Genomic DNA, 25,468 nt, shown 5'->3' with positions numbered 1-25,468 from the left:
GAGTCCTCCCTCCCACGGCGGGGGTGGGACGCCCCGTTTTGCGCCCATTGTTGGCCTCGAAGCCCGGTCGCTAGCGGGATGCCGCTGCCCGCTCGGGCAGACATCCCGCGCCCTGCGGGCCTCGCCACGACAGCGGCCGCTCGGCGGTCCGCTCGCGGAAGGAATCGCAGCAGAGGGGGACGCCGAGCAGGTCGCCAAGGCGGTCCAGGTCGGGATCGAAGGCATCGCGGAGCCGATCATGAAGCGCGGGGGAGACCAGCGGCGGGGCGTCCTTCACCCTCCAGAGGGATTTCAAGGCATCCGCCCAGGCCCTGGGGAGGCATCGCCGCCGCAGGCCCGTCAGCACGGGGAGGCGCACCATCGCTTCGCGGAGGGCGTCCGGGCGGAGCCGCTCCCGGCCCACGTTCTGCGGTCTCAGGCCGTGGTCCCAGGTGAGCGGGTGCGGCGCCCCCAGGAATCGGCCGATGCGGGCCAGCTCCTGGTCGGGCCGGACGACCAGGCGGTCGAAGAAGACGGGAAGCACGGCCCCCGGGCCGTAGGCGTCCAGGTAGGGCGCGATCTGCATGGCGTACCGGCCGTACGCGAGGAGCTCGGGATGCCGCTCGACGGCCGCTTCCAACCCCACGGAGACTCGCCCCACGGTCACTTCGTGGAAGTAATGGGAGACGAGGCGATCGATCGGGTGCCGCATCACATAGATGAGCCTGACCCGAGGCAGGGCCCGGACCATCCGCTCGAGGGTGTGAGGATGGGTGGGACGCTTCGTGTAGTGCGTGCTGGATTCACCCCGGAGGGACGAGGGGGCGCCCCCCTCGAAGCAGGAGGCGTACCAGTCCAGCCCGCGCGAGTATTCGGCGTCGTCGCTGAAGAAGTTCGGCTCCTTCGGGCGGCTCATGTGGAGCCCGGGCTGCCTGGCCAGTTGTTCATGCAGGGTGGTCGTGGCGCTCTTCATGGCACCGATGACGATGAAATCGGGCAGCAGGTGCGGCCTCTTGCGCGCAATATCCATGAGAAGACCCGGTCGTCCTGTCGGGTGCACGGCCCGGCCGTCCTGGGAGGATTCGCCGAGGCCCGGGATCCTGTTGAGAATCCGAAAGGGGGAGGAAAGGACGAAAGATGGGGCGGTGCCGAGGAGTCCCTGGGGCAAGGTAATGACCCCGGTCCGCCCCACCTTTCGTCTGAGGGCATGAGCGGAAGTCCGCCGAGAAGGCGCGCGCGAAAAAACAAATTGATCGCGCCACCTTGGCGGGGCCGATCCGAGTCCTACAGTTCACCTGGATATCCCCGGCAAATTCCGCTACAGTTCACGCTCAGTTCTCATGCAGTCCCCTCGGTTGCGGTCTTGTATCGATCCAACCGGAATTTCAAGGGATGGAACGCTCGATGCGGAAGCCGCGAGCCGCAGGCTACCCTGGAAGGATGAGCCTCGAGTCGCTGGAGGACCGGCGGCTCCTGAGCGGCATCGTCGGCCCGGTCGAGCCGACGGTCCCGGTCATCTACGTGGCCCGCACCAGCCTGGTGGGCCCGCTGAGCCCGGGCCAGGGGGGCGGGGACTCGCCCCTTGGCCTGGAAGGCCAGGACTCCGGGCTCGCCATCGGCCGCGTCTTGTCGGCGGTACGGTCGCTGGCATTCACCCCAGCGGGGATGATGGGATCGGGTCGCAGCGGTCCGATGATCGGGATCAATGCCTCCGCCGAATCGCTGGCCGCGATCGGTTCCCCGGCGGCCGCCACGACCGACTCCCAGGCGACCGCCACGACGACCGACTTCCGGGCGGCCAATCCATCGGCCATCGTGCCGGCCTTCTCCGCCCGCCCCTGGGTCGCCGCGGGCTGGGGATGGCAAGGGGGCAACCGGCCCTGGCAGCGGTCGGAGGACGCCACCGGGAACGAGACCTTCGGCCCCGGAGCCGCGAGCTGGTCGTCCGGCCAGCCGCCGGGCATCCTCTCGTTCCGCGACCCGTCCTCGGGGAATACCACGCTGCCGGATCATGGGCAGATCCTGGGCCAGGGGCAAGGATTGGCTCAGCAGGTGGAAGCGATCTTGCAGCATGTTCATGAAGAGATCGGCCTGCAGAACGTCCTGGGCGGGGCGATCGGCCCCGCCGGCGTCCCGCTGCCGCCGTGGATGACGCCACCCGCGGTCGCGCAGGGCCGATCCAGCGATCCGGCGCCCCCGACGATCGCGGCCGGCGTGCAGGCCCTCCCCCCGACCGCCGCGCCGACGTCCCCCGCGAAGGAAGGCGGCCCCCGGCTCGCGCTGAGCGTCTCCGACATCGTGGCGCGAGGCGGGGCCATGGAGCTCACCGCGGGCTTGCAGCCGGCCCTGCTCCTGAGCAACATCATCTCGGGCCTGATCCCCGGCGGCGTCCTGCCGCAGTCGCAAGCCCCCGCCGATCTCGGGTATCGCCCCGGCACGGGGGCCGATCCGGCCTCGGCCGGGGGGGAAGCGCAGGTCCAGGACGGGGCCGCCTCGGCGGAAAGCGAGGCGGAAGGCGTCCTACCGGCCCTCGAGGGGGCCGGCCTGATCGCCGAGGCCCTCCCCGTCGATGGCCGGTCACTCCAGGCGGCCATCGAGCGGTTCCTCGACCGGCTCACCGACCTCACGCCCGGCGAGTCCGACCCGGCGGCACCGTCGCGGGGCGGCCCGATCTCGGTGGGCGTGCTCGGCCTCCTCGCCATGACCCTGGCGGCGCGGCAGCGGCTCCGCAATCGGCAGCCGTCCTCCTCGGCCCGCCGCGAGGAGCGCGACGGCGAGCAGTCCCTGGAGTTCCCGGAGCTCCCCGGGAGCTGGTCCACGAGGCTCACCTGACATGACCGTCGATCACCTGGATGAGCTGATCGAACGACTCAACGACGGGGACATTACGGCCGCCGAGCGGGCCTTCCTCGCCTACGAGCCCTACCTGCGGATGGCCATCCGCCGCCAGTTGACCGGGCCGCTCCGCTCCAAGCTCGATTCCATGGACATCGTCCAGTCCGTCTGGGCCGACGTCCTGCTCCGGTTCCGCGATGCCGGCTGGCGGTTCACCGACCGGTCCCACCTCCGGGCCTTCCTGATGCGGGTGGCCCGCAACCGCCTCATCGACCGTCGCCGCGAGCACCACCGGGCCATCGAGCAGGAAGCCCACCTCGACGACGAGGCCCTCCAGGACATCCCCGCCGGCGCCGAGCCCCGCCCCAGCGAGGTCGCCCAGGGCCGCGAGCTCTGGGAGCGGATGCTCGAGAAATGCCCGCCGGAGCACCGCGAGATCCTCCGCCTCAAGCGCCAGGGGATGAAGCTCGCGGAGATCTCCGCCCGCACCGGCCTGCACGAGGGGAGCATCCGCCGGATCCTCTACGACCTGGCGAGGCGCCTGGCCGTCCCCCGCCGGACGATCACCCGGCCGTCGCCCGACGCCGCCGACCCCGACGCCGACGCCGACGCCGTTGCAGAGGCGGGATCGACGGAGGAGTAAGCCCCGCATGGACGACCCGGTTTCGGTCCACGTCCGGGCGATGGCCTCGGCCTGGGCCCGCGGCCGGCCCCTCCCGGCCGAGCAGGTCCTGGCCGAACACCCGGAGCTCGGCACCGAGCAGGCCGTCCGCCTCGTCTACGAGGAGGTCTGCCTCCGCCGCGAGGCCGGCCAGGACGTCGCCACCGCCGAGGTCGTCCGCCGCTTCCCCCAGTTCCGGGACGAGCTCGAGATCCTGCTCGACGCCGATCGCCTGATCCGGCCGCTGACGCGGGCCGCCGAGCTCCCCGAGGCCGGCGAGGACCTGGGCCCGTTCCACCTCCTGGCCGAGCTCGGCCGGGGGGCCTCCGGCAGGACGTACATCGCCGCCGAGCCCGCCCTGGCCGACCGCCAGGTCGTCCTCAAGGTCATGGCCGACGACCAGGAGGAGCACCTCTCCCTGGCGCGGCTCCAGCACACCCACATCATCCCCCTCTTCTCCGAGCACACGTTCGCCGACCGCGGCCTCCGCGCCCTCTGCATGCCCTATCTCGGCGGCGCCAGCCTCGGCCTGGTCCTGGAATCGATCGCGAAGACCCCGCCGGAAGGCCGCCGCGGGCAGCACATCCTGGACGCCATGGACGCCATGCAGCGGGGCCGCCCGGCCCCCTCGTCGCCCGACAGCCCGTATCGCCGCTACCTGGAGCAGGCCCCCTACGTCCGGGCGGTCTGCTGGATTGGCGCCTGCCTGGCCGACGCCCTCCACGAGGCCCACACCCACCGCCTGGTCCACATGGACGTGAAGCCGTCCAACGTCCTGATCGCCGGCGACGGCCTCCCCATGCTGCTGGACTTCCACCTGGCGAGGCCCCCGATCCGGGCCGGCGAGGCCGTCGCCGACCGCCTGGGCGGCACACCCGGCTGGATGGCCCCCGAACAGGCCCTCGCCATGGAGGCCGTCGGCGACGGGCGGCCGATCCCGGAGGACGTCGACCAGCGGGCCGACCTCTACGCACTGGGCCTGCTGCTCCGCGAGGCCCTGGCCGGCCCCGGGATGCTCGCCGCCCCGCCCTCCGCCGGCGCGGGACGGCTCCGCGACCGCAACCCGGACGTCAGCGTCGGGCTCGCCGACATCGTGGAGAAGTGCACCGCCCCCCGGGCCGCCGACCGCTACCCGGACGCCGCGTCATTGGCCGACGACCTCCGCCGCCACATCACCGACCAGCCCCTTCGCGGCGTCCCCAACCGCAGCCTGCCCGAACGGTGGCGGAAGTGGCGACGGCGACGCCCCGGCGGTCTCATCCGGTCGGTCGCCGCGGCGCTGACCCTGGCGCTGCTGGCGGCCGGGTTCGTGGTCGGCTGGGCCTACTTCGGCCAGCGCGTGGACGAGGTCGTCAACGACCTCCACGTCGCTCGAAGACTCCAGGGCGAGCATCGGTTCTCCGAGGCGATCGACCTGCTGAGGCTGGCCCTCTCCCGGGCCGACGGCGTCCCCGCCATCCACGGCCTGCGCCGCGACCTGAGCACCCAGCTCCACGTCGCCGAGCTGGGCCAGAAGGCCACCGAGCTGCACGAGATGGCGGAGATCGTCCGGTTTCGCCACAGCCTGCCCTCCTCCGCCGTCGATCCCGAGATCCGCCTGCTCCTGGACCATTGGGACGCGGCCTGGGGGCTAAGGGCGAGCCTCCTGGACCAACCCGAGGGCGTCTTCGATCCCGAGACCAGGCAGGCCATCAAGACCGACCTCCTGGAGTTGGCCCTCCTCTGGGCCGACCTCCGCAGCCGCCAGTCGCCCGCGGGAAAGGCCGCGGAGGCCCGCGCCGAAGCCCTGGTCGTCCTCGACGAGGCCGACGCCCTCTGCGGCCCGAGCCTGGCCCTGAACCGCCAGCGCCGCGCCCTCCGCCAAGCGGCGGGCGAATCCGTCGCCGACGCCCGCCTCGATCCGCCGCCGCGGTCGGCCTGGGAGCACTACGACCTCGGCCGCTACTTCCTCCGAACGGGAAAGACCGACGAGGCCGCCGCCGAGCTCGAGAAGGCGGTCGGGCTGAACCCGTCGGACTTCTGGGCGAACTTCCAGCAGGGCCTCTGCGCCTACAGCCTCGGCCATTTCGAGGACGCCGTCGCCGCCTTCCGCGCCAGCATCGCCCTGAAACCCGAGACCTCGGAACCCTACTACAACCGGGCGCTCGCCGAGGAGGCCCTCGGCCGGACGCCCCAGGCCATGGACGACTACCGCCGCGCCCTGGCCATCAATCCCAACCTGACCTTCGCCCTCCTCAATCGCGGCAAGCTCCTCTTCGAGGCCCATCGCCCCGCCGAGGCCGCCGCCGACCTGGAGAAGGCCCTCGCCACCACGACCGCGAAGCCGATCCTCGCCCGGATCCAGTACGCCCTGGCCCTCGCCCGCCTCGCCCAGAATGACCGCGGAGCCGCCCTTGCCGCCGCCCGCAAGGCCGCCGCCCTGGGCCACGCCCAGGCCCCGGACCTGGCCGAAAGGCTGGAGCGGGGCACGGCGCATCATACGTATCTTCCATGAAATCACTCACATGAATGTTTCAAGGCGTGGAGCAGGCCCCCGGCCGACGACGCTGATCCTCGTCTCCGCGGCGATGCTCGCGGTGCCGGCCGTCTTGCTCACCGCCTGCGTCCTCCTCGCCCTCTACTCGATGGCCCGAGATCCTTCAGAAGCGGCGACGTTTTCGGGGCCGGCCTGGCTCGGGGTCGTACTCTTGCCGGTCCCCCTCGTCCTCGTGGTCATGGTCGAGCATCGGGCGATCCGCCGCCGCGAGCCGAGGGCGGCCGCCTGGATCGCGGGCATCGGACTCGGGTTCCCGATCGTCGGCTCCCTTGGCTGGATCGAGGGCCTGCTCCGCGTCACGGGCGTGCTTCCGAGGGGCCACGAATGGCACTCGTGGGCGGAATTTGCAGTCTACTCGGCCTTCCTGGCCTACATGGGCTTCATCGGCTTCGGTCATCTGCAATGGTGGCGGCTGCTTCGGGCCGCGAAGCCGGCCGCGACTTTCGATGAGTGGGATTGAAGCTCATGACGGTGCATTCCGACTCGGAATCGGCAGGCGGTAGAGGCCCGGATGCCAACCTCCATCGGCGATCGGCCCGACCCCAGGTGATTCGTGCGAGCCCTCTGGCGCTGGTCTATCTTACCGTGGAGTGGTCGGTCCCGGAGCGCCGGGCCCGCCGGGCCTTCCAGGAAGCAATCGAGCGATTGTCGGCCGACCACCCGGCTATCGATATCGCGTTCTATTCGCTCGATGAGGAGGACGAGACGGTCCGCGACTTCCTGAAGCCGCTGGGCTTCCCCATGAAGTATGCGCTCGGCTCGGGCAGCCTCATCTGGCTTGAATCCGGTCGCATGGTCGCCTCGGAAAGCTACGGATGCCTGCTTGATGCGGCGGACATCGTGGAACGGACGCTGGTCCTGTGGGGTGACAGGGTGCGGTCCTGATCCCAGTCACAGGGTGCGTCAACCGGAGAGCGGATGCACGGAACCGCACCGGATCGGCCCGTCCTCGCGACCGGACCCGGAACCGTCGTCATCCAGAGCCGAGCTCCTCTTGGCGACCGCTGGTTCCACAGGACGAGGCGATCCGGTGCGTGTGCGCTCCGCTGGATACGGCACACCCCACAAAAGAGAACCACGCGAGCATGCTCATGGCCGGACCCTGGCATTCTGGCGCAGGATGACCGTGTGCTCCCGGCCATCGGCGGTCAGGACGGCCTTCTCGACGCCCTCGAAGCCTTCCTTGCCGAATCGGTAGTTCACCGCGTCGGCCGGCGCCCAGGACCATTGGAACCGCCCCTCGTCGTTGGCCTGGATGGGGATCTTCGTGTCCAGGACGTCGGGATGCTTGTGATTGTACAGGCTCTCGCCGCCCCGCCAGGTCCCGATCCCGACGTAGACGCCCGGCACCGCCTTGCCCGCCCCGTCCACGAACCGGAGCCGTAACTCCTTTCCCGGTTCGAGGCGAAAGTCGGCCGGCGGCATCCCGGACTTGATCTCGACCGATCGCCGCGCGGGGCTCCAGCCCTCCGCGATCACCGTGACGTTCACCTTCCCGGCCGGCAGCGGCGGCAGCGTGTAGCGACCGGCCTCGTCGGTCAGGATCTCCTGGCTGCCCGGCTCGAAGTAGGGATTGTCCCCGCGGACGACCACGGCCCGAGCCACCGGCTTGCCGGACGGGTCGGTGACGATGCCGGTCACCACCAGGCCCGGGCGCATCGTGAGGATCGCCGTCCGCCGGCGCAGGGGCATCAGGTCCACGCCCTGCGCCTGCTGCGAGTCGCCCCAGTTCGCGTCCGAGACGTAATCAGGATGGGCCAGCTTGAGCCGCAGGTCCAGGTCCAGCCCGGGCGGGACGTTGTCGAGCGACCAGCGCCCCTCCGCGTCGGTCCGCACGGCGGTTGGCCCCTCGGCGAGCCACCGATTGGGTGAGGTCCGCCCTTCCACCTTGCCGCCGCGGGAGAGCACCACCTCGATGGTGACGCCCGGGATCGGCTTGCCGTCCGGGTCGCGGATGATCCCGCCGATTGTGGTACCGCGGGCCATGTGGAAGGTGAACTCCTCCGGGAGCGTCCGCTCCGGATTCTCGGCCTCCTCCCAGTGGGCGAACAGTGGCACGTGATGATCGGCCCTCGCCCAGAGGCGGAAGATGTACAGGCCCGGCGGCCGTTCCACGCGAACGTTGCCCTCTCCATCGGACACGTAGTCGAAGTTCCTCCTGGGGACCATCGGTCGCGTCCAGACACTGACGTGGATCTTCACGCCGGCCATCGACTTGCCGTCGGGCCCGATGACGTGGACCAGCATCGACCGGCCTTCGGCCTCTGGCGGGTCGGCCTTCGCGAGCGGCACCGTGGTCGGAGAGGCCGGGGCCGTCGGCGCCGCCTCCTTCGCCTCGGCCCTGGCGACGAACCGCATCGACGCGGCGAGCGAGCCGATGCCCAGGAATAGGACGAGGATCCCGCAGGCGAGCGCCCGAGGCGTCCGCGTCGCGGTGCTCCGGCTCGCGTCCAGCAGGCCGGCGATCCGCGACTCGAGCTTCCCCCGCCAGTGGAGGATCCCGGCCGACGCGGCGAGGTGATGTCTGCGATGATCGCCCGCCAGCTCGGCCAGGTGCAACAGGGTCTCGCCGTAGCTCAGCGGGTCGCGATCCTGGAGCACGTGGTTGTCGCAGATCTCCTCGCGGGCACGCTCCAGCTCGCGACCGAGGAGATGGACCGGCACGATCGGCCAGTACAACGCCCGCGCGACCCCTTGCAAGAGCACGGCCACCGGGTCCCGGCGTCGCGCGTGGGCCATCTCGTGATGTAACACGTCGCGGAGCTCGTCCGCCGAGATCGCACCGGCCAGGCCATCCGGCAAGATCACCGCCGGCCGTACGATGCCGACCACGACCGGCGTGGCGAGGCCCGGAGAGACGAGCACCCTGATTCGTCGCGGATGAGGCTCCAGGACGGCGGCGACCGCGTGATCGTCACACGGGCTCGCAGAAAGACGAAGCGACCTCGCCCGCCGGATTCCCCGCGCCAGGGCCGCGAACAGGACCAGGCTACCCATCGCCCAAAGCCCCAGCACGATCACGACCGTGGCTCGATACGGAGAGAAGGCCGCGGCAGCACCATCGACCGTCACCACGCTCCCCCCCCGCGCCGGCTCACTCGACCTCGAAGGCGAGGGCAGGGGGGAGATCGGCGCGACAGCCTCGCCCACATTCGCCCGCCGCTCACGCTCAGCGGGGGCTTCCCGCGCCGGCAGGACCGGGACCGCGATCGCCAGCCCCGCGGCGGCGACGAGCGCCGCCAGCAGGGGCATCACCAGGCCGCCGACCAGGGCCGAGTACAGCACCGCATGCCGCGGGGCCGGACGGCGAGCGAGCCACCGCAGCCGCGCCGCCAGGACCGCCATCGCCGCCAGCAGGGCCACGCCCGCGGAGACGATGCCCAGCCACGCCACGGCCGTATCGCCGGGGTATATCCTCTCCACGATCGTCATCAACGACATCGCGAGTCTCCCTTCTTCGTCCGCGTGGCGCGGGCCGCCGCGAGCATCTCGTGGATCCGCATCAGCTCCCAGCCGCCCCTGCCGCCCGCAAGGCCGCCGCCCTGGGCCACGCCCAGGCCCCGGACCTGGCCGAACGGCTGGAGCGGGGCACGGCGCATCACAGCTATATTCCTTGACGTTTTCTCTCGAGAGGTGCGTCCGCGCTGCGTTTGATGCACCCTGCAAAAGATCATGACATGCGGATCATTTTAGCTTGATCGCAGCCCCCTCGCGGAGGACGACCGTGTGCTCTTGGCCGTCGGCGGCCAGCCTGGTGACTTGGGGCTGCAGGCCCTCCCTCGAGAAGACGTACAGGGTCTCCTCGCCGGGCGCCCACGGCCATCGATAGAGCCCATCGCCATCGGCCTGCCGGGGAATCTTCGCATCCGGATATCCGGCCTGGGTGCCGATATACAGCCAGTTGCCGCCCTGCCAGAGGTTGAACGAGACGTCCACGCCGGGCACTGGCTTGCCGGCGGGATCGACGAACCGGATCCGCAGGTCCTTGCCACGCCCGAGGCGAATCGCCAGGGGCTCCAGCCCGGGCCCGACGTCGACCACTCGCTTCGCCGGCATCCAGCCCTCGGCGACGACCCAGAGGGCCTGCCGCTCGGACGCCAGCGGCGGCAGCGTGAAGCGACCCTGATCGTCCGCCTTGACGGCCTGGCCGCCGGCGCTCAGGTCCGCCGGGGGGAGATCCGGGATCACCACCGCCCCGGGGACCGGCCTGCCATCCGCGTCGGTGACCGTGCCGCGAACGACCGCCGTGGGCCGCATCGTCAACACGGCCGTTTGCTCGCGAAGCGCCCGCATGGTCGGACTGCCGGGGAGGGCTTGCAACCCATCCCGGTCCGCACCGACCGCATGGCCGGCGCGGCTGGGTAGGATCTGGAAGACCGGATCCCGGAGCCCTTTCGGCCCTCCTTCGACCTGCCAGCGGCCGGCCGGCGCCCCGTCAAACGACCAGCGGCCGTCGGCACCCGTCCGCGGGGCATGCTCGCCCGTGGCGGGCTGATTGTCGGGCATGGCCCGCCCCCTCGACCGCTCGGGATAGACGAGCGACCGGACCTCGACCCTCACCCCCGGGATGGGCCGGCCCTCGGGGTCGCGGATCGTGCCGCCGATGGCGCTCCCGCGATCCATCCGGAACGTGAACTCCGCCGGCAGCGGCTCGCGCCGGCTCTCGGCTTCCATGCGTTCCTGTTCGACCGGCAGCATCATGGAGATCTTGCCGTCGCCACTGTAGGCGAACCCGGTGAACTTGAACATGAGAAGGGTCGACGGCCGATCCACCCCCCGCCACTCGGCGACCATCGGCACGCAACGATCCGCCCGCGCCCGGAGGGTGAAGTCCTCGATGCCACCGGGTAGCGCGAGCCGCACCTGTCCCTGCCCGTCGGTCACGAACCGACGGTCGCCGCGATACGCCGGCTCCGCGACGATGTCGGCCTCGATCGCCACGCCGGGCATCGGCGAGCCGTCGGGGCCGACCGCCTTCAGGAGGATCGACCGGCCCTCGGGCTTCGCGGCCGGTGCCGCGGGCGACGGTGGTTGCGGTTCCGGCTCCGCCCCCCTCGCGACGAGTCGCATCGACGCGGTCAGGAATCCCGCGCCCAGGAAGAACGCGAGGATCCCCCAGGCGAGCGCCCGAGGCGTCCGCGTCGCGGTGCTCCGGCTCGCGTCCAGCAGGCCGGCGATCCGCGACTCGAGCTTCCCCCGCCAGTGGAGGATCCCGGCCGACGCAGCAAGCGGCCGAGCCTCGAGCCCAGTCGCCAGCTCGGCCAGGTGCAACAGGGTCTCTCCGTAGCTCAGCGGGTCGCGATCCCGGAGCACGTGGTTGTCGCAGATCTCCTCGCGGGCCTGCTCCAGCTCTCGGTTGAGGAGATGGACCGGCACGATCGGCCAGTAGAGCGCCCGAGCGATGCCTTGCAAGAGCACGACCAGCGGGTCGCGGCGTCGCGCGTGGGCCATCTCGTGATGCAACACGTCGCGGAGCTCGTCCGCCGAGATCGCACCGGCCAGGCCCGCCGGCAGGATCACGACCGGACGCACGATCCCGACCACGACCGGCGTGGCGAGGTCAGGAGCGACGAGCACCGTCGCGGCGGCGGCGACCGCGGGATCGTCGCAGGGCCGCGCGGAAAGGCGAAGCCGCCTCGCCAGCCGGATTCCACGGGCCAGGCCCACGAACAGGACCAGGCTACCCATTGCCCAGAGGACCAGTCCGATCACGATCGAAGCCCGAGCCGGAGAGAAGGCCGCGGCGTGACCTTCGACCTCCGCCACGGCGCCGGCCCGCACGACTTCACCCGGCCGCGAAGGCAAGGGCAGGGGGGCCATCGGCGAGACGGCCGCGGCTTTCGCAACAGGCCGATCATGCCCCGCGACAGCCTCCCGCGCCGGCAGGACCGGGACCGCGATCGCCAGCCCCGCGGCGGCGACGAGCGCCACCAGCAGGGGCATCACCAGGCCGCCGACCAGGGCCGAGAACAGCACCGCGTGCCGCGGCGCCGGTCGGCGAGCGAGCCACCGCAGCCGCGACGCCATGACCGCCATCGCCGCCAGCAGGGCCACGCCCGCGGCGACGATGCCCAGCCACGCCACGGCCGTATCGCCGGGGTATATCCATTCCACGATAGTCACCAACGACATCACGAGCCTCCCTTCTTCGTCCGCGTGGCGCGGGCCGCCGCGAGCATCTCGCGGATCCGCATCAGCTCCCCGGCGCTCAGGCCGCGGTCGTCCAGGAGCGCCGCCACGAGCGCCTCGGCCGAGCCGCCGCAGACCGTGTCCACGACCTCCCGCACCTTCCGGCCGATGGTCGTCTTCCGCGGCTGCACGGCCGCGTAGAGGAAGGTCCGCCCCTCCTCCCTGTGCCGCAGCCAGCCCTTCTCCTCCATCCGCTCCAGGAGCGTCCGCACCGTGTTCCTCGCCACCGGCCGCGCCGCCGACAGGACCTCCCGGACATCGCTCGCCGAGACCTCGCCCCGGTCCCAGACGATCTCCATGATCTCCGCCTGCGCCGGCGACAGCTCCGGCAGCTCGCGTCCCGCCTCGCCCATGGCACCTCCCTCGCCTTGACTACATGACGTCGCCGATCATGGCGACAGAATGTAGCCGTGTCAAGGAGGCGCCGGGTCCGCGACGCGGCTTTCGCGGATTCCTTCGGAAATCCGCGGGGCTTGCCCGTTATCGGGATGGGCGTTGACTCGCCGCCGCGGCGGGGGCACGCTGGGTCGGCGAGGCACATCGAACGAAGGGGGGCGGCAATGGGCGGATGGCGCACGAGGTTCGCGGCGTCGGCACTCGGGATCGGCCTGGCGATGCTCGGCCCGCCGGCGGCGTTCGCCCTGATCACCGGCGGCGTGGGCAACACGCCGATCCGGGACCCGGGGTGGCCCAAGGGGGCGGAGGCGGTCTTCAACCACCCGGCGCGGATCGCCTGGTGGGAGGGGCCGCCGTTCGGCGGCGGCCAGTGGCACGCCGAGTGCCGCGGCGAGGCGAAGTCGCTCAACGCCATCCTGACGGGGTTGTCCCGGATGGACGCCAAGAACCGGCGGGTCTACGTCCACGACGGCGTCGGCGCCAGCTTCTGGATCAACCCGAACCGCGAGGAGCAGAAGGACCTCGACGCCCGGATCGACTGGATGTTCGTGGTCTGGCAGCCGGAGAGCTGGCAGCGGCTGCGGGCGATGCCGCCGAGCCTCAACCCCACGGACCCGGTCGACGCGGGGCTCGGCCCGCCCACGGAGCTGCACATCTGGACGGGCGGGAACGTCAAGTGGGCCGACGTCGTGGTCCCCGAGGGACTGAAGGTCGTCGACGAACGGCTCGAGGCCCACGGCTTCAAGGCGGCCGACGGGACCGTGATCGAGGGGACCGCGATCGACCTGGCGACGAAGGCCCCGGCCGCCGCGACGGCGGAGCTCCGGCGGATCGAGCCGAAGAAGACCGGCGGATACGACTACACCACCGCGGCCGAGGCGAAGGCCGACGAGAAGGGTCGCTGGGTCTTCCGGAACGTACCGTCAGGCTGGTATCAGGTTGTCGTGCATGGGCGCGGCTTCGCCTCCCGGGTGGTCGGCCACGTCCGGCCCGACGGCCAGCCGCACTGGCAGGACTTCAAGGCCGGCCTGGCACGCCCCGCCGCGATCTCCGGCCGGGTGGTCGACGAGGCCGGCAAGCCGATCGATGGCGTGGACGTGCGGTTCGACAACGTGACGGCCGCCGCCGAGGGGACCTCGCCCGGCCGGTACGAGATGCCCGTCGAGCTCGAGTGCAAGACCGGCCCGGACGGGATATTCGCCCTCGAAGGCCTCCCGGTGGGCAACGCCTCGATCTGGATCCACAAGTTCGGCTATGTCCGGCCCGGCCTGGGGCCCTCGATCAAGGTGCCGTCGGAGCAGATCGCTCTGACGATGAAGCGGTCCGCCCGGCTGCGAGTTACGGTCGATTTCACCGGCACGACCCGCCCGGCCCAGTACATCGTGGAGATCGAGCCCGAAGGGGGCGCCGTCGTCGGGAGCTGGGGCGGCTCCTCGATCCTCGACGAGAAGAACCAGGTCCAGCTCTCCAACATCCCGCCCGGCCGTTACATCGTCCGCGGCAAGCCCAACCCGTCCGACGGCAAGGACATCACCGGCCCCATCAAGGTCGATCTCGAGGGCGGCCGGCTCGCCGAGATCACCCTGAAACCGGGCGAGAAGAAATGAAGCGGGCACATGCCTCGCGGGACACGGCTCTCCCGATCGCCGGACGGAGCCGGCTCCTAAAAATCCTTCTTCTCTTCTCCGTGCCTCCGTGCCTCTGTGGTTAGCGTTCCCCCGTCTTTGTGCGCGGAATGGAGCCGGTTCCGCCCGATCGGACAAGACAGGGGCCTTGCCCGGCCGTTACGATTTGAGGGATTGGACTCTTGCCCACGAGGAGGTCGGACGCGATGGCCGAGACGACGACGGGGACCCGGATGTACATCGATGGCACGTGGTGTGATGCCCCCGGCGGCAAGACGCTGGCGGTGATCAACCCGGCCGACGAATCGACGGTCGCCGAGGTCGCCTATGGCGGCCGCGCGGAGGCCGAGCGCGCCGTGGACGCCGCGGCGAGGGCCATGCCCGCCTGGCGGGCCACCTCGGTCTACGAGCGGGCGAAGGTCCTCAAGAAGACGGCCGAGCTGATCCGCGGCCGGGCCGACGAGCTCGCCCGCGTCATGACGATGGAGCAGGGCAAGCCCATCCCCGAGGCCAAGGCCGAGGTCCTCGCCACCGCCGACACCTTCGAGTGGTTCGCCGAGGAGGGCAAGCGCGCCTACGGGCGAGTGATCCCCCACTGGACGGGCAACCGCCGGCATTATGCGATCCATCACCCGGTCGGCGTCGTCGGCACGATCACGCCGTGGAACTTCCCGATGGCGCTGGCCAGCCGGAAGATCGCCCCGGCGCTGGCCGTCGGCTGCACGGTGGTCAGCCGGCCGGCCGACCAGACGCCCCTGATCATGATCGGCATGTTCGAGTGCCTGGCGGAGGCGGGCGCCCCCGCCGGCGTGGCGAACCTGGTGATCGCCCCGGCCCGGCAGGTCGCGGACGTCTATTTCGAGCGCCCGGAGGTCCGCAAGATCAGCTTCACCGGCTCCACCGAGGTCGGCAAGGAGCTGATCCGCCGGTCGGCCGACCAGGTGAAGCGGCTGAGCATGGAGCTCGGCGGCCACGCCCCGCTGATCGTCTTCCCGGACGCCGACGTCGAGCAGGTGGCGAAGGCGGCGGTCATCGGTAAGTTTCGGAACAACGGCCAGGTTTGCGTCGCCCCGTCGCGGTTCTACGTCCACGAGAAGCTCGCGAAGGACTTCACCGAGGCCGCCGTCGAGCTCGCCAAGAACCTCAAGATGGGCAACGGCCTGGAGCCCGGCGTCCAGGTCGGCCCGATGTTCGAGCAGAAGGCCATGGACAAGACCGCCGCGCTCATCGACGACGCGAAGTCCCACGGCGCCAGGGTCCTCACCGGCGGCGGCCGCTCGACCCGCTTCGACAAGGGCTACTTCTTCGAGCCGACCGTGCTCACGAACGTCAACGGCTCGATGAAGCTGATGACCGACGAGCCGTTCGCCCCCGTGATGCCGATCCTCGACTTCGCGAAGATCGACGACGTGATCGCCGCGGCGAATAGCACCCCGTACGGCCTGGCCGCCTACGTCTTCACCAATGACCTGACGGTCGCGACCCGGATGGCCGAGGGCCTGGAGGCCGGCATCATCGGCATCAACGACCCCGTCCCCGCCACGCCCCAGTGCCCCTTCGGCGGCATGAAGCAATCCGGCATGGGCCGCGAGCTCGGCGTCGAGGGCCTGGAGGCGTACCTGGAGACGAAGTACGTGTCGGTCGGGCTGAGGGAGGGGTGAGCGTCTCCGACGCAAGGATGGAGGGCGGCCGAATCGGAGCCCCAAGGGATGTACGGAATTCGTCGAAGCGTCCTCTTGCTTTGCCTGGGCGCGACGAGCGTCCAGGCGATGGACATTGCCGTCCGAGGCGCCGAGGAACCGGCGCAGGGGCCGCCCGGATATGCCTCGCCCCGAGAGGCGTTCGAGGCGAGGCGGAAGGCCCTCGCCGGGCGTGATTGGCGCACGGCCTTCGCCTCATCGACCCCCGCGGTCCAGGACCTCGAGGTCGAGTACCTCGTGCGTTGCTGGATCTTGAATGAGTGCGGGTTCGACGACTACAAGTTCGAGGAACCCCAACGCAGCGCGAACAAGGCCAGGCTGAGCGCGGCCATGAAGAAGCACGGGTTGGAACTAACCAACTTCTCCTTCGGTCTGGTCTTCAATCAAGAGAAGTTCATCAAGACCATGGCGTCTCGCGTCGCTGACAGGGCGGCGTTCTACGCGGAGGCGAGCGAGCTCATCAGGCCCGTCGGCAAGGAGTCGCCGGAGTCGATTCACGACTTCGGCGACCTGCAAGGGGTGGTGGAATCCGGCGATTCCGCCAGCGGCTGGATCGTGTGGACTTTCAAGAACTCGACCAGGTCCGCCCGCCTGCTGCGGAAATTCCGGAAGGTAGACGGCCGGTGGTTGAACGACAGTGAGACCTGGGATTATACCCGCCGGATCTCCCACGAGCCGGCGCAGGGGCCGCCCGGATATGCCTCGCCCCGAGAGGCGTTCGAGGCGAGGCGGAAGGCCCTCGCCGGGCGTGATTGGCGCACGGCCTTCGCCTCATCGACCCCCGCGGTCCAGGGCCAGGAGGTCGAGAATCTCGTGAGTTTCTGGGTCGTTTTTGAGACCGGGGGTGGGATAGGGGGTCCTTTCGTTGGGAACGAACCTGATTTTGCCGCACAGGAGGCAATTGAGGCCAGGTTTCGCGAGACCATGAAGAAGCATGGGTTGGTCTTTCCGCTCTTCGGCTTCGGCCTGGAAGAGCGCATCAAGGCCATGACGCCTCGGGACGCCGACAAGATGGCGTCGTTCTACGAGGAAGTGAGCGAGATCATGTGGGGGGGACGGCAAGAGGCCTCAGATTCTGTGGATGGCTTCGGGGATCTGCAAGGGATCGAGGTGTCCGGGGACACGGCCCGGGGCTGGGTCGCAGGGAACCGCGATCAGGTCCACCAGGATGGCGCGAAGAAGGCGGCCAAACCCGTCCGTCGGCTCTGGAAGTTCCGAAGACTGAATGGCCGGTGGTTCAATGACGGCATGACGTCGGATCCAGCGGATCACGGTTCGGAAAAGGGGAAGCCCTAGGCGTCTGCAAGCCTGCGCATGAATCGCCAGGTCTCGCCGCAACCCCCTGTCAGAAAGCCTGGCTCATCCGGCGGACGCGTGCGCCAGCGGCAAGAGCGGATTCCTCGTGACGTGCGGTCGCCGGCCAGTCGGGTGGCTGTGGTGGAAGCGAAGCGATACCACGGGATCGACGGGGCCTGCGCGCGAGCTCGTGACCTTCGCACCGGCCCCCGGCCGTGGTTCCGCTGGGCCATCACCGCGTCCAGGTCGGGGCCTGTCAGGGAGACGACCGGGAGCACGGAGCGAGCCCCGGATGGTCGAGGTTTGCGCGAAGGACTCCGGCCCGCATCGAGCCGTCGCGATCCCGTGGTGTCGCTTCGCTTCCACCACAGCCACCCGGAGAGCAGAACCCGATCGACATCGGCGGGACCGATCCCGCGATTCGGCGCGCGCTTCCGCCGTATGAACCGAAAGTCGGTCCGCTTTTCTGACAGAAGCCAGGCCCTTTACCCGGCACAACATCCAGGTTCGTTCGCGGACCGCCCTCGGCTTCCGCGCGGGGTTCACGTCGATCGATATGCCTCGCGGTATTCGAGCGGCGTCAGGCCGATGGTGCGGCGGAACTGGCGGGAGAAGGCGCTCTGGTCGGAATAGCCACAGGACAAGGCGACGTGGGAGGCGGGGCGGTCGGTCCGGCGGAGCTGCTCGGCGGCGGCGTCGATCCGGAGCTTGAGCAGGAGCTGGCCGGGGGTGAGGTTGAAGAGGCGGCGGATCCGGCGGTCGAGCTGGTAGGCCGACAGGCCGGCGACCTCCGCCATGGCCTCCACCGAGGGGCGGTCCTCCAGGTGCTCGCGGGCGAACCGCACGGCGCGGGCCACGTCGTCGTAGCCGTCCTCCGCCTCGGCCGGCGGGCGGAGGTCCTGGGAGGAACCGACGAGGCCCGCGACCAGGCCCTCGCGGTCGCGGAGCGGCAGCTTGTTGGTCAGGCACCAGCCGGTCCGGCCCCCCGGGTACAGGTGGAGCTCGAGCTGGTCCACGATCGCCTCGCCGGAGCGGATCAGGGCCTCGTCCTGCTCGCGGTACGATCGCCCGAGCGGCGGCGGGAAGAGGTCCTCGGCCGTCTTGCCGATCAGCTCCGATTTCTCCGCGGCGCCGCAGCGCTCGACGAGCGTCCGGTTCACGAGCACGTACTCGGCCCGCTCGTTCTTGACGAAGTAGACGACGCCGTCGAGCCGGTCGAACAGGGCCTCGCCCGTGAACGGCTCCGCGAGGCGAGCGAACAGCTCCGCGGCCGGGTCGGTCCCCATCGAAAGCCCCTCGCCTCGACATCGACTGTGCGCGGAATCGAGTCGCATTCTCGGAAATCGCCAAGACTTCGGCGGGCGTCTCCGAGAGAATCCATGATGTCGCGTGGACGCTCGAGGAACAAGACGGGACGGGACGGGACGGGCCCGCGGATCGATCGGGCCGGAACCGAGGGGACTCATCGATGGCACAGAATCCGAAATGGTCGGGCGTCTTCCCGGCGATCACGACCCAGCTCCGCGAGGACCGCTCGCTCGACCTGGCGGCGACGGCCGGGCACGCGGAGGCCCTGGTGGCCTCGGGCGTCGCGGGGATCGTCGCCTGCGGGTCGCTCGGCGAGAACCAGGCGATGAGCCCCGAGGAGAAGCAGCAGGTCCTCTCCGCGATCGTCAGGGCCGTCGGCGGCAAGGTCCCGGTGATCGGCGGCGTGGCGGAGTCCTCGACGGCGGTCGCCGTGCGCTGCGTCCGCGATTACGCGAAGAACGGCGCGGCCGGGTTCATGATCATGCCGCCGATGGTGTATCGCCCTGACGAGGCCGAGGCGTTCGCGTACTTCCGGGCCGTCGCCACGGCCGTCGACCTGCCGTGGATGCTCTACAACAACCCGATCGCCTACACCGTGGACGTGACCCCCGCGAAGCTGCCCGGATACCTGGAGATCCCCAACCTGGTCGCCATGAAGGAGAGCTCCGGCGACCCGCGGCGGATCACCGAGATCCGCCTGGCGATCGGCGACCGCCTGGCGATGTTCGCCGGCGTGGACGACCTGATCATGGAGTGTTCGCTCAACGGCATCGACGGCTGGGTCGCCGGCTCCGGCATCGCCTTCCCGACCGAGAATCAACGGCTCTGGGACCTCACCCGGGCCGGCAAGTGGGACGAGGCGAAGGCGCTCTATCGCTGGTTCGCCCCGCTCATGAAGCTGGACACCCACCCCAAGTTCGTCCAGTACATCAAGCTCCTGGTCCAGGAGGCCGGCCTCGGCGCCGAGTGGGTCCGCGGGCCGCGACAGACGCTTGCCGGCGAAGAACGGGAGCGGGTCCTGGCGGTCATCCGCGCGGGGATCGAGAGCCGACCGAGAGGATAAGACGGGACGAACCACAGAGGCACAGAGGCACGGAGAAGAACCGGATAGGGGAGAGAAGGGGAGAGAAGGGGAAGCGGAAGAGACAAGGAGACAGAGAGAGGGGTTCATCGGATGAAGAAAGTCCATGTGATCGATTCTCACACCGGCGGCGAGCCGACGCGGGTGGTGATCGCGGGGGGGCCGGATCTCGGGGGCGGGCCGCTGGCGACGCGTCGGGAGGTCTTCCGCGAGCGGTTCGACGGCTTCCGGTCGGCGGTCGTGAACGAGCCCCGCGGGTCGGACGTGGTGGTCGGCGCGATGCTCGTGGAGCCGCACGAACCCGGCTGCGTGGCGGGAGTCATCTACTTCAACAACGTCGGCGTGCTCGGCATGTGCGGGCACGGGACGATCGGCGTCGCGGTGACGCTCGCCCACATGGGGAAGATCGGGCGGGGCTCCTACAAGCTCGACACGCCCGTCGGCGTCGTCGGCTTCGAGTACCGCGGCGGCGCGAGGGTCTCGATCCAGAACGTGCCGAGTTACCGGCACGGTGCCGGCGTCACCGTGGACGTTCCGGACGTCGGGCCGGTGACCGGCGACGTCGCCTGGGGGGGCAACTGGTTCTTCCTCACCCCCGCCCCGGCGCTCGGCCTGACGCTCGACCTGCGCTCGGCCGACGACCTGCTGCGGCGGTCGACACAGATTAGCCGGGCGCTCAAGGCCGGCAAGATCACCGGCGCGGGGGGCTCGGAGATCGACCACGTCGAGCTGTACGGCCCGCCGGCCGACCCGGCGAACCACGCCCGGAATTACGTCCTCTGCCCGGGCATGGCGTATGACCGCAGCCCCTGCGGCACGGGGACGAGCGCCAAGCTCGCCTGCCTGGCCGCCGACGGCAAGCTGGCCGAGGGGGACACCTGGCGGCAGGAGAGCGTCATCGGCAGCGTCTTCGAGGGGACCTATCGTCGCGCGGACTCCGGCCGGATCGTCCCGACCATCACCGGCGAGGCCTACGTGACGGCGGAGGCCACCCTCCTCTTCGACCCGGCCGACCCGTTCCGGGAGGGGATCCGATCATGACCGTTCCGGGGCGCGATGATCGCGTGGTGGTGGTCGGCGCGGGGGTCGTGGGGGCCTTCTCCGCCTACTTCCTGGCGAGGGCCGGGCGCTCGGTGACCCTGGTGGATGCGGGCACGTTCGGCGGGGGCTGCTCGCACGGCAATTGCGGTTACATCTGCCCGAGCCACGTCCTGCCGCTGGCGGGGCCGGGGGCGATCCGCCAGGCCCTGCGGACGATGATGCAAAAAGGCTCGCCGATCAGGATCGGCGTGGGGACCGTGCTCCGCGATCCCGGCTGGTTCGTCCGGTTCGCCAGGCGGTGCAACGAGGCCGCGATGATGGCCGCCGCCGGCCCGATCATGGCCCTCACGAAGTCGTCCCGGACGCTCTACGACGAGATCATCCGCGACGAGTCGCTCGCCTGCGAATGGGACCGCAACGGCCTCCTCTTCGTCTTCCGCACCCGGGCGGCGATGGACCATTACGCGGAGGTGGACCATCTGCTCCGCGACCGGTTCAACACCCCGGCGCGGCGGCTCGACGGCGACGCCCTGACGGAGTTCGAGCCGGCCCTCAGGCCGGGCCTCCCCGGCGCCTGGCTCTACGAGGGGGACGCCCAGCTCCGGCCCGACCGGCTCATGGACGAGCTGAGGCGCGTGCTGACCGCGCGGGGCGTGTCGATCGTCGAGAACCGCAAGGTGACGGGCTTCATCCGCAGGGACGGCAAGGCGTCCGGCGTCCGCACGGAGCAGGGCGAGATCCCGGCCGACCGGGTGGTTGTCTCGCTCGGGGCGTGGACGCCGGGCCTGGCCCGCGAGCTCGGCTGCAAGGTCCCGATCCAGCCGGGCAAGGGCTACTCGGTGACCTATCCGAAGCCGGAGGGCAGCCCGGCGTTGCCAATGATCTTCGAGGAGGATCGCGTCGCCGTCAGCCCGTTCCACTCGGGATTCCGGATCGGCTCCATGATGGAGCTCGTCGGGCCCGACACGAGCCTGGACCCGAACCGCCTGGGCGTCCTCACGGAGACGGCCAACCGCTACCTGAAGCCGCAGACCACCGGCCGGCCCCTGGAATCGTGGTGGGGCTGGCGGCCGATGACCCCCGACGGCCTGCCGCTAATCGGTGCCTCGCCCGCCCTGTCGAACGTCGTGGTCGCCGCCGGCCACAACATGCTCGGCATGACCATGGGCCCGGCCACCGGCAAGCTCGTCGCCGAGCTGATCGGCGGCGAGACGACCCACGTCGACCCCGGGCCGTACGCGGTGGGGCGGTTCTGAACCATCCGGCCGGCACGCGCTCACCACTGCACGGTGCCGACGAGCTTGTTGTTGATGTAGATCGCACCCGCGGGGATCTGGGAATCGGCGGCGAAGGTCGAGTTGAGGACGTAGGCGTGGTCGCCGACAATCGTCCCGCTCCCCAGGGACGAACCGGCGACGACCGCGGCGTTGCCGATCGTGACGTTGTCGCCGATGACCGCCGTCTTCGTGCCGTCGCCCAGGATGGTGGCGTTGTTGCCGGCGGTGAAAGCCTGGCCGATCGCGAGCGCGCCGCCTCCCGGCGAGTTGATGGTCACGCCGTTGCCGAGCGCGGAGATCGAGCCGATCGTGATCGGCTGGCCCTGGTCGGCGCGGATCGCGACGCCGCGGCCGACGCCGCCCTGAACGGCCCGGGCCCGCTGGTGGAAGAGCGCCTGGCCGGTGACCCGGGCATGGAAGTTGGAGAGCGTGCTCTGCACGTGCGCCCGGCGGGGCCCGGGGAATTGCGCGCCCTTGCCCGGGGGCAGGAAGGCGGTGGTGGCCGTGGGGGAGCCCGGCTGGCGAGAAACGCCGGAGACGGCGGCGAGGTTCCCGTAGTAGACCCCCGTGACCGTGGTCGGCACGCCCGTGCTCACTCCCGTGGCGGACTGGCCCTGGTAGAGCGTGATGTAGCCCTGAGCGAGCGTGAGGTTGCTCGTCAACTGCTTGGTGGCGTCGGTGACGTCCCCGGCGGTCACCGCCACGACCTTGCCGAGCGTGGGGTCGGAGGCTTCCGCGGCGGTCGTCACGTTCATGCCGGGCAGGACCCGGATCCCCGACGGCACCGTGACGCCCGGCCCGACCCGGGCGAGGGCCGACACGATAGCACCTTCCTGCACGGTCGCCCCGTCGATCAGGGCCCCCGGGCCGATCACCGTCGGCTTCGTGGCGGCGTAGGAGCTGATCGTGCTGGCGCCCTGGATCGTCGCGCCGTAGCCGACCACCACGTAGCTGCCGATGTTCGCCTCGGGCGCCGGCGCGGTGCCGGCGCGCGCCGTGTTGGCCACGATCGCGGCATTGTCCAGGATGACCGAGCTGTTGCCGATCTTGACGATCCCGCCGTGGGCATCCAGGGTGGCATAGGGCCCGATGAACCCGGGCGATCCGACGATCACCGCATAGCCGTTGTTGATCCGGGTGGTGGGATCGATGTAGGTGGCGAGCTTGGCCGTGTTCCCGTAGGGCAGGACCGGCGTGTTGGGGCGAACCGCGGGCGTCCCCTCGCGGAGCAGGGCGCGGAGCTCGGCCTTCGAGATGTACGGGGGCCACGTGCCGCTGAGCAACTGTCGGCCCTCGAGGGACTCATTCCCGGGCCGACAGGCGCGCCTCCATCGCTCGCCTCGCGTCGATCGATCCATGTTGGACTCGCTCCATCCTGCGGCCCCGGCCCCGAGCGTCGAGGACGGCCCCCGAGCAATCCCTTGCCTCATCACTATCGGATTTCCCCGCCCGACTCTGCATTCGAGCGGCCGGGTGCGGCGGCGGCTTGCGGTTGCCGCGGGCCGCGTTTTGCGGGATGGTGGGATCTTACGGCGAAGGGGGTGCGGCGAGGCGACCGATCCTGACGGATCTGCGGGCGGCACCCCGGCAGACACGGAGAACACGATCTTGAAAGGCGCGTCGGCATCCGACGGATCGGGGGATGGCGCCGCGGCGACGGTCGCCGCGTGCAGGATCCCCTGGGGGCCCGACGACATCCTCGACCTGGCCTTCCCGCCGGGGATGATCGTCCGCGAGCGGGACATCGTCCGTCCGGATCTCGGGGACGCGGTCGGCGACTATCAAGCCGCCCTCGGGGCGGCACTCGCGACCCCGGACGGCATGGGGCGGATTCGAGACGTCGCCGGGCCCGGGATGAAGATCGCCATCGTCGTGGACGATCCGTCCCGCTGGACGCCCGTCCGCGAGGCCCTGCCGACCGTGCTTCGCGAGTTGGAATCCGCGGGCGTGGCCCCCGGGGACATTTCCATCAGCGCGGGCGTCGGCCGGCACCACGCGGTGGACCGGGCCGCGATGGAGCGGCGCGTCGGCCCCGAGGTCGCGGCGCGGTATCAGTGCCACAGCCCGCCGGTGGACGACCTTTCCGCCTACGACGACCTGGGGACGACGGCGACCGGCCTGCCGGTGCGGGTCTTCTCCCCGGTCGCGAGGGCGGGGCTGCGGATCCTGATCGGGTCGGTCCTGCCGCACCTGCAGGCGGGATTCGGCGGCGGCTACAAGCTGATCTTCCCCGGGACGAGCCACCGGACCACCCTCGGGGCGCTGCACCGTCGCGGGATCACGGGCCGGGAGGGGCATGACGCCGGCCGGCTGCTGGGCGGCGACGCGGGCAGCAACCCGATGCGACGGGCGATCCACGAGGCCGCCGGCATGCTCGGCCCGTGCGTCTCGATCAGCCACCTGCTGGGCGCGCCGGGGCAGGTCTTCCGGGTGGCCGCCGGCCATCCCGCGCGGGTCCAGGACGCGCTCGCCGCCGAGGCGCGGCGGCGGTTCCGGGCGCCGGCCGCGAGGCCGGCGGATATCGTGGCGGCCGGCAATCACCCGTGGCCGGGGGACCCGATGCAGAGCTTCAAGGTGCTGCTCCATCATCGGGCGGCGAGCCGGCCGGGCGGGGTGCTCGCGGGCCTCTTCTGGACCGATCCGGAGGAGATCGACCGCTCCTTCCCGCGGGCCGCGATGCGGCTGATCGCGGCCTCCGGCGCGGCCGGCGGCTGGGGGATCCGCCGCGCCGTGCCGCTGGCCGAACGCGTCCTCTCCGCGACGGGCTCGCCGGCCGCCTTCATGCTCCGGTGGGCGCGCGAGCTGGTCGTGGACCGGGCCGTCCTGGTGTACTCCCCGCCGCTCTTCGAGCGGATCGGCCCGCGGCTGGGCCCCGTCCGGATCTTCGACGACCAGGCCAAGCTCTGGGCCGCGGCGATCGCCGCGGCGGCCAGGACCGGCCCCCGCGGCGTCGAGCCGTCCGCCCGGATCTTCCCCCAGGGAGGGCTGACGTACGTGCCAGTCGACGAGGGATAGCCAAGGTCCGGAAGGTGGACTGCTGGAAATGGGGTAACGACGGGGAGCGGGAGCCGACCGCGCCCCAGGAGATCTCGACCGGTGCGGGCCGGTAGGCCGAAGGTCTCAGCCGACTCGCCGGCGGTGACGCCGTCCTGAACCCCCGCACAGCATGGGTGCCGGCTCATCGCTAGTGCTTTGTCACAGCTTAATTTTCGGGTTGGCAGCAGGACAGGCAGGAATGCCTGTCCTCCGAAATCCCCGACTCACCTGGCATTAAACCCGGGAGACAGACATTCCTGTCTGTCCTGCAACCCGAATCCTGAGTGTTGACGGAGTTCTAGAGCGATTCACGTTCGGATCAACCACGGGCAAGGAGCGACCGCGCCAGCCGTGGCCACCCCAGGCCGATGCGACGAGCGAGCCCCGTGGGAGCCGGCTCCGTCCGGCGACCGGGTGAGCCTTGGCTATCCCCCAGGCTGATGCCACAGGCGAACCCTGTGGAAGCCGGCTCCCAGTCCGCATGCGATCCAAGCGTTACGCGCTCTAG

Annotated in this window: 19 protein-coding genes; 12 read left to right on the top strand and 7 right to left on the bottom strand. The window is 70.6% G+C overall.

From position 1 onward, the window contains the following. Positions 1–70: 70 nt before the first annotated feature. Positions 71–1,009 carry a sulfotransferase family protein gene (locus G6O54_RS09475; protein WP_165223829.1) on the bottom strand — a complete coding sequence of 313 codons (939 nt, stop codon included), beginning with the start codon at positions 1,007–1,009 and terminating at the stop codon, positions 71–73. Between the two features lie 374 nt (positions 1,010–1,383). Here G6O54_RS09475 and G6O54_RS09470 point away from each other — a divergent pair, with 374 nt between their 5' ends. The 5 genes from G6O54_RS09470 (at position 1,384) to G6O54_RS09450 (ending at position 6,896) form a co-directional block, all read left to right on the top strand. Further along, positions 1,384–2,811, top strand: a complete 1,428-nt coding sequence (locus G6O54_RS09470) for a hypothetical protein (RefSeq protein WP_165223826.1) — start codon at positions 1,384–1,386, stop codon at positions 2,809–2,811. 1 nt (position 2,812) lies between these two features. Next, positions 2,813–3,457 carry an RNA polymerase sigma factor gene (locus G6O54_RS09465; protein WP_165223823.1) on the top strand — a complete coding sequence of 215 codons (645 nt, stop codon included), beginning with the start codon at positions 2,813–2,815 and terminating at the stop codon, positions 3,455–3,457. A 7-nt stretch (positions 3,458–3,464) separates the two neighbouring features. Then, positions 3,465–5,969, top strand: a complete 2,505-nt coding sequence (locus G6O54_RS09460) for a tetratricopeptide repeat protein (RefSeq protein ID WP_165223820.1) — start codon at positions 3,465–3,467, stop codon at positions 5,967–5,969. Between the two features lie 10 nt (positions 5,970–5,979). Next, positions 5,980–6,471: a hypothetical protein gene (locus G6O54_RS09455; RefSeq protein ID WP_165223817.1), complete on the top strand. Its 492-nt coding sequence runs from the start codon at positions 5,980–5,982 to the stop codon at positions 6,469–6,471. Between the two features lie 86 nt (positions 6,472–6,557). Further along, positions 6,558–6,896: a hypothetical protein gene (locus tag G6O54_RS09450; RefSeq protein ID WP_165223813.1), complete on the top strand. Its 339-nt coding sequence runs from the start codon at positions 6,558–6,560 to the stop codon at positions 6,894–6,896. Between the two features lie 204 nt (positions 6,897–7,100). Here the strand turns inward: G6O54_RS09450 and G6O54_RS09445 are convergent, their stop codons facing one another. The 4 genes from G6O54_RS09445 to G6O54_RS09430 form a co-directional block, all read right to left on the bottom strand. After that, positions 7,101–9,452, bottom strand: coding sequence for a M56 family metallopeptidase (locus tag G6O54_RS09445; protein ID WP_165223809.1), 2,352 nt, complete (start codon positions 9,450–9,452; stop codon positions 7,101–7,103). Continuing rightward, positions 9,443–9,610 (bottom strand): hypothetical protein, encoded by a 168-nt coding sequence (locus tag G6O54_RS09440; RefSeq protein ID WP_165223806.1) that lies wholly within the window; start codon positions 9,608–9,610, stop codon positions 9,443–9,445. The genes G6O54_RS09445 and G6O54_RS09440 overlap by 10 nt, the downstream gene beginning before the upstream one ends. An 85-nt stretch (positions 9,611–9,695) precedes the next feature. After that, positions 9,696–12,143, bottom strand: a complete 2,448-nt coding sequence (locus tag G6O54_RS09435; RefSeq protein WP_165223803.1) for a M56 family metallopeptidase — start codon at positions 12,141–12,143, stop codon at positions 9,696–9,698. Beyond that, complete coding sequence (locus G6O54_RS09430; RefSeq protein ID WP_165223800.1) at positions 12,143–12,553, bottom strand: BlaI/MecI/CopY family transcriptional regulator; 411 nt, start codon at positions 12,551–12,553, stop codon at positions 12,143–12,145. Before G6O54_RS09430 ends, G6O54_RS09435 begins: the two co-directional genes overlap by 1 nt. 207 nt (positions 12,554–12,760) lie before the next feature. Between G6O54_RS09430 and G6O54_RS09425 the strand changes: the two genes are divergently transcribed. The 3 genes from G6O54_RS09425 (at position 12,761) to G6O54_RS09415 (ending at position 17,217) form a co-directional block, all read left to right on the top strand. Further along, positions 12,761–14,203 carry an MSCRAMM family protein gene (locus G6O54_RS09425; RefSeq protein WP_165223797.1) on the top strand — a complete coding sequence of 481 codons (1,443 nt, stop codon included), beginning with the start codon at positions 12,761–12,763 and terminating at the stop codon, positions 14,201–14,203. 224 nt (positions 14,204–14,427) lie between these two features. After that, positions 14,428–15,882, top strand: a complete 1,455-nt coding sequence (locus tag G6O54_RS09420) for an NAD-dependent succinate-semialdehyde dehydrogenase (RefSeq protein ID WP_250846794.1) — start codon at positions 14,428–14,430, stop codon at positions 15,880–15,882. 48 nt (positions 15,883–15,930) lie between these two features. Then, the gene (locus G6O54_RS09415) at positions 15,931–17,217 is read left to right on the top strand and encodes a hypothetical protein (RefSeq protein ID WP_165223794.1); all 1,287 of its coding nucleotides are present in this window, start codon (positions 15,931–15,933) and stop codon (positions 17,215–17,217) included. A 542-nt stretch (positions 17,218–17,759) separates the two neighbouring features. Here the strand turns inward: G6O54_RS09415 and G6O54_RS09410 are convergent. Beyond that, entirely contained in the window at positions 17,760–18,503 is a 744-nt protein-coding gene (locus G6O54_RS09410) for an AraC family transcriptional regulator (protein WP_165223791.1), read from the bottom strand. Positions 18,504–18,685: 182 nt separating this feature from the next. On the opposite strand from G6O54_RS09410, the gene G6O54_RS09405 reads away from it, so the two are divergent. The 3 genes from G6O54_RS09405 (at position 18,686) to G6O54_RS09395 (ending at position 21,903) form a co-directional block, all read left to right on the top strand. Further along, positions 18,686–19,588 (top strand): dihydrodipicolinate synthase family protein, encoded by a 903-nt coding sequence (locus G6O54_RS09405; protein ID WP_165223788.1) that lies wholly within the window; start codon positions 18,686–18,688, stop codon positions 19,586–19,588. 111 nt (positions 19,589–19,699) lie between these two features. After that, entirely contained in the window at positions 19,700–20,647 is a 948-nt protein-coding gene (locus tag G6O54_RS09400; RefSeq protein ID WP_165223785.1) for a proline racemase family protein, read from the top strand. Then, positions 20,644–21,903: an NAD(P)/FAD-dependent oxidoreductase gene (locus G6O54_RS09395; RefSeq protein WP_165223767.1), complete on the top strand. Its 1,260-nt coding sequence runs from the start codon at positions 20,644–20,646 to the stop codon at positions 21,901–21,903. The genes G6O54_RS09400 and G6O54_RS09395 overlap by 4 nt, the downstream gene beginning before the upstream one ends. Positions 21,904–21,923: 20 nt before the next feature. On the opposite strand, the gene G6O54_RS09390 is transcribed toward G6O54_RS09395, so the two are convergent. After that, a complete protein-coding gene (locus G6O54_RS09390; protein ID WP_165223765.1) occupies positions 21,924–23,282 on the bottom strand; it encodes an LbetaH domain-containing protein in 1,359 nt (452 codons plus the stop codon). A 250-nt stretch (positions 23,283–23,532) separates the two neighbouring features. Between G6O54_RS09390 and G6O54_RS09385 the strand changes: the two genes are divergently transcribed. Then, positions 23,533–24,939, top strand: coding sequence for a lactate racemase domain-containing protein (locus G6O54_RS09385; RefSeq protein ID WP_165223762.1), 1,407 nt, complete (start codon positions 23,533–23,535; stop codon positions 24,937–24,939). The last annotated feature ends 529 nt before the right edge of the window (positions 24,940–25,468 follow it).

This window comes from Aquisphaera insulae (genome assembly GCF_011064615.1).
Taxonomy (GTDB): Bacteria; Planctomycetota; Planctomycetia; order Isosphaerales; family Isosphaeraceae; genus Aquisphaera; species Aquisphaera insulae.
The sequence above is the reverse complement of the archived record's forward strand: the minus strand, read 5'-3'. Positions and strand labels throughout refer to the sequence as shown.